Origin of the sequence: Micromonospora sp. MH99 (assembly GCF_021442385.1) — a bacterium.
Classification (GTDB): Bacteria; Actinomycetota; Actinomycetes; order Mycobacteriales; family Micromonosporaceae; genus Micromonospora.
In genome coordinates this window covers 1-4,616 of the sequence record NZ_MUZA01000139.1, presented here as the reverse complement: position 1 = coordinate 4,616, position 4,616 = coordinate 1, and the positions used below count along the sequence as shown (strand labels likewise).

The following is a 4,616-nucleotide window of genomic DNA, read 5'->3' as shown; positions in this document are numbered from 1 at the left end:
GCGGGCGGCTATCCGCCCGCCGGTGACCTGGCCAGCCCGCCGCCGTTCCCGACCGCGACTCACCCCGGCCAGCCCGCCTGGCCGGGCGCCACCCCGCCCGCGCGACCCACCCGGCGCCGTTGGCCGATGGCGCTCGCCACGCTGCTCGTCGTCGTGCTGGCCGCCGTGGCCGGCCTGCAGGCGTACCAGCTCAACCGCCTCGGCGACCGGCTCGCCGCCACCGACCGCCGGCTGGCCCAGGCCCAGGACGGCGATGGCACCCGCCTCGACGGCCTGGAACAGCGCACCGACGCGCTGGAGAAGCAGGCCGGGGCCGCGTTCAACCCCGAGGCGGTGGCCAGCGCCGTGCTGCCCAGCGTCTTTCGGGTGCGGGCCGGCCAGTTCACCGGCACCGCGTTCGCGGTGGGCAAGCCGGCCGCCGGTGGCGGCACCAACCTGTTCACCAACTTCCACGTCGTCGAGTCGATCTGGGAGAGCGGCGGCCGACAGGTCTTCCTGGAGCGCACGGACCAGCGCTTCCCGGCCACCATCGTCAAGGTCGACAAGGCCAACGACGTGGCGCACCTGCGGGCGACCGGCAAGTTCACCGGCCTGGTCACCGCGCCCAGCGCCGTGAAGTCCGGCCAGCAGATCATCGTCGTCGGTGCTCCGCTCGGCCTGGAGGACAGCGTCACGACCGGTGTGGTGAGCGCGTTGCGCGCCGCGCAGGGCAGCTCCGGGCCGGCCATCCAGTTCGACGCTCCGATCAACCCCGGCAACTCCGGCGGTCCGGTGATCAACGGCAGCAAGCAGGTGGTCGGCATCGCCACCGCCAAGGCTCGTGACGCCGAGGGCATCGGGCTCGCCATCCCGATCAAGGTCGCCTGCGACGGGTTCAAGATCTGCTGACCGGCGGCTCCGGCCGCTCGCGCCACCCACGGCCTTCCCGGCCGCTCGCGCCACCGACGGCCTCTCCGGCCGCTCGCGTCACCGACGGCCTTCCCGGCCGTCTCCGACCCATCCGGGTCCTCGGTCCCGGACGATCCCGCCGCTGCACCTGGTCCGTCGCGCCTACCGGCGGAGGACCTGCTCACCTGGAGGAAGAACATGTCCCAGCCACCGACCGGGCCGGAGGGTTTCCCGCCCGCCACCCCCACGCCGCCGGCCGGCTCGCCCGACCCCGACGCCACGGTGCAGCACGCGGCCGGCAACGACCCGACCGTGCGGTACCCGGCCGGGCAGCCCGCGCAGCAGCAGTACGCGCCGGGCCAGCCCACGCCGCCGCAGCAGTACGCGCCCGGCCAGCCGGCATCGCAGCAGCAGTACGCGCCGGGCCAGCCGGCACCGCAGCAGCAGTACGCGCCGGGTCAGGCCGCGCCGCAGTACGGCACCCCGCAGACGCCGGGCTACCCGGCCAGCGCCCCGCCGTACGCCGGCCAGCCGATGTCCGCGCCGCCGGTTTCCGGGCCGGCGTACGGCCAGCCGATGTCCGCGCCACCCGTTTCCGGGCCGGCGTACGGGCAGCCGATGTCCGCGCCACCCGTCTCCGGCCCGGCGTACGGGCAGCCCATGTCGGGTCCGCCCGGGATGGCGCCGTACGGCGCTCCCGCGGCCCCGCGGCGGGGTCGGGCGGTGCTGGTGCTGGCTCTGGTGGCCGCGCTGCTCTTCGTGGTCAGCGGGGTGATGACCGGGCTGTTCGTGACCAAGAACAACGAGCTGAACCGGACCGAGAAGCGCCTCACCGGCCAGGTCAGCCAGCGCGACGGGACCATCGCGGCCAACACCACCGAGATCGCGAAGCTCAAGACGGATCTGCAGACCATGCAGGACAAGCTCGACAACACCGAGCAGGACCTGACCGGCACCCGCAACGACCGTGACGAGCAGGCGCGGCAGAAGAAGGTCATCGCGAGCTGCCTGGACAAGCTGACCACCGCCCTGGGTGCGGCGGCGGCCGGCAACAAGGGCGCGTACGACGCGGCGATGAAGGGCCTCGACAAGGTGTGCGACGAGGCGGAGAACTACCTCTGATCCGCTGTGCCGGCCGCCGCCGTGGTTTCAGGCGGTGGCGGCCGGACGGCGGTCGGCCAGGGCGGTGACCCCGGGTGGGGGCAGGCCGGCCGTCGAGGCGAGCAGGGCGCACCAGCCGAGCAGGTGGGGGGCGAGGTCGTCGTCGACGGGCGTCCAGGAGGCGCGGATCTCGATGTCGCCGGCCGTCGGTGGACCGGCCAGGTCGCCGAACCGGGTCGACATGGTCTGGGTGACAGTCCCGCCGATCGCCCGGTGACAGGCGTCCTGGGTGTCGAGGGCGTCGGTCAGCCACGTCCAGCCGACCCCGGGGAGCAGCGGGTCGGCGGCGAGGTCGACCTCCAACTCCGCCGTCACGTAGGTGACCAGTCGCAGCGTGCCCTGCCAGGCCTCGTGCCCGGCCGGGTCGTGCAGCAGGATCAGCCGGCCGGTGGCCACCTCGTCGCCGTCGCGCAGCACCGTCGCGGCGAGCGCGAACGTGAACGGCGCGAGCCGCTGGGGGGCGCCGACCTCCTCGAGGGTGATCTCCGGTCGAGGTGCCGGCGACCGGAGCCCGGCGACCGCGCGGGCGAAGGTCTCCGGGAGCGCGATCGGGGGGGCCATGTCGGCAGCCTATGCCGCCGTCGGCCCACCCGCTTCGACGGCACGCCGACGCGTACCCCGACCGACCGCTGGCGCGACGGACGTTAGGTGCGTCCCCTTCCGTTCACCCGCGGCGGGCTGGGGTCGGGCGGCGTGGCACGATTGCGGCGATGACCACGGACACCACGGGCACTGCCGCCCGAGACGGACAGCCGCGCCCCGGCGGCCCGGCCGACTCGCCCTTCATCCGGGCCTGTCGGCGACGGCCCGGGCCGCACACCCCGGTCTGGTTCATGCGCCAGGCCGGCCGCTCACTGCCGGAGTACCGGGAGATCAGGGCCAGCGTGCCGATGCTGGAGTCCTGCCGTCGCCCGGAGCTGGTCGCCGAGATCACCCTCCAGCCGGTGCGCCGGCACGGGGTCGACGCGGCCATCCTGTTCAGCGACATCGTGGTGCCGGTCGCCGCGGCCGGGATCGACCTGGACATCGTGCCGGGCACCGGCCCGGTGGTGGCCGAGCCGATCCGTACCGCAGCCGACATCGAGCGGATCCGCCCGATCGGCCGCGACGACGTCCCGTACGTGGACGAGGCCGTCCGCCAGCTGGTGGTCGAGCTGGGCGACACTCCGCTGATCGGCTTCGCCGGCGCACCGTTCACCCTGGCCAGCTACCTGGTCGAGGGCGGCCCGTCGCGGACCCACGCGAAGACCAAGGCGCTGATGTACGGCGAGCCCGAGCTGTGGCACGCGCTCTGCGGCCGGTTGTCCGAGGTGACGCTTGCCTTCCTGCGGGTGCAGATCGAGGCCGGCGTCTCGGCCGTGCAGCTGTTCGACTCGTGGGCGGGCGCGCTCTCCGAGGCCGACTACCGGCGCTTCGTGCTGCCGCACTCGACGGCGGTGCTGAGCGGGCTGGTTGACGACTACTCCGGGTCGGGGCGCGGCGACAGACGCGCCGAGCCGGAGCGGTCGCCCGCGGGCGTGCCGCGGATCCACTTCGGGGTGGGCACCGCCGAGCTGCTCGGCGCGATGGGCGAGGCCGGCGCGGACGTGGTCGGCGTCGACTGGCGTACCCCGCTGGACGTGGCCACGCACCGGATCGGCCCGGACAAGGCGGTGCAGGGCAACCTGGACCCGGCCGTGCTGCTCGCGCCGTGGCCGGTGGTGGAGGCCGAGGTGCGCCGCATCCTGGCGCAGGGGCGGGCGGCCCCCGGGCACGTGTTCAACCTCGGCCACGGTGTGCTGCCGGAGACCGACCCGGACGTGCTGACCCGGGTGGTCGCGCTGGTGCACGAGGTTTCCAGCCGCCGGGCCGACCAGGGCTGACACGGCGATGCGGCAGCCCTGGCGGGTGGCGGTGGTCGGCGGCGGGATCGCCGGGCTGGCCGCCGCGGTCCGGCTGCGCGACCGCGCGCCGGAAGGCACCGAGATCACGGTGTACGAGCAGTCCGGCGCGGTGGGCGGCAAGCTGCGCACCGGGACGTTGGCCGGAGCGCCTGTGGAGTTCGGCGCCGAGTCGTTCCTGATGCGCGATCCGACAGGCGCCGAGAGCGCGGCGGTGACCCTGATCCGCCGGCTCGGCCTGGCGGACCGGATCGTGCACCCGAGCGTCGGGCAGGCCGCGCTTGTCGTCGACGGAGGGCTGCGCCCCATTCCGGGCGGGACGCTGGTGGGCGTACCCGGGGATCTGGATCGGGTGGCCACTGTCGCGCGCCCGGCCGCGGACGCCGACACCGACGGCGGCCGGCCGCTGGTCGGGCCGGACGCGGACGTCTCGGTGGGCGCGCTGGTCCGGTCCCGCTTCGGGGACGAGGTGGTCGAGCGGTTGGTCGATCCGATGCTGGGTGGCGTGTACGCGGGCCGCGCGGACGATCTGTCGCTGGTCACCACGATGCCGGCGCTGGCGCGTGCCGCCCGGGTGGAGCACACGCTCGTCGGCGCGGTCCGGGCGGCGCAGGCCGCCGCGCCGCGCGCGCCGGGGGCCCCGGTCTTCGGCACCCTGGCCGGTGGGCTGAGCACGCTGGTCGAGGC

At 75.0% G+C, this 4,616-nt stretch carries 5 protein-coding genes; 4 read left to right on the top strand and 1 reads right to left on the bottom strand.

The window, feature by feature from the left end:
• Nucleotides 1-888, top strand: an 888-nt coding sequence (locus B0E54_RS32090) for a S1C family serine protease (protein WP_234591595.1), incomplete at its 5' end; no start/stop codon positions are given.
• Between the two features lie 198 nt (nucleotides 889-1,086).
• Nucleotides 1,087-2,010, top strand: coding sequence for a hypothetical protein (locus B0E54_RS32085; protein ID WP_234591594.1), 924 nt, complete (start codon nucleotides 1,087-1,089; stop codon nucleotides 2,008-2,010).
• 27 nt (nucleotides 2,011-2,037) lie between these two features.
• Here the strand turns inward: B0E54_RS32085 and B0E54_RS32080 are convergent, their stop codons facing one another.
• On the bottom strand, nucleotides 2,038-2,610 hold the full coding sequence (locus B0E54_RS32080) for a DUF3000 domain-containing protein (protein WP_234591593.1): 573 nt from the start codon (nucleotides 2,608-2,610) through the stop codon (nucleotides 2,038-2,040).
• A 149-nt stretch (nucleotides 2,611-2,759) separates the two neighbouring features.
• On the opposite strand from B0E54_RS32080, the gene hemE reads away from it, so the two are divergent.
• Entirely contained in the window at nucleotides 2,760-3,911 is a 1,152-nt protein-coding gene (gene hemE, locus B0E54_RS32075; RefSeq protein WP_234591592.1) for a uroporphyrinogen decarboxylase, read from the top strand.
• 7 nt (nucleotides 3,912-3,918) lie between these two features.
• Nucleotides 3,919-4,616: protoporphyrinogen oxidase (hemG, locus tag B0E54_RS32070; protein ID WP_234591591.1), on the top strand; the 698-nt coding region annotated here is incomplete at its 3' end.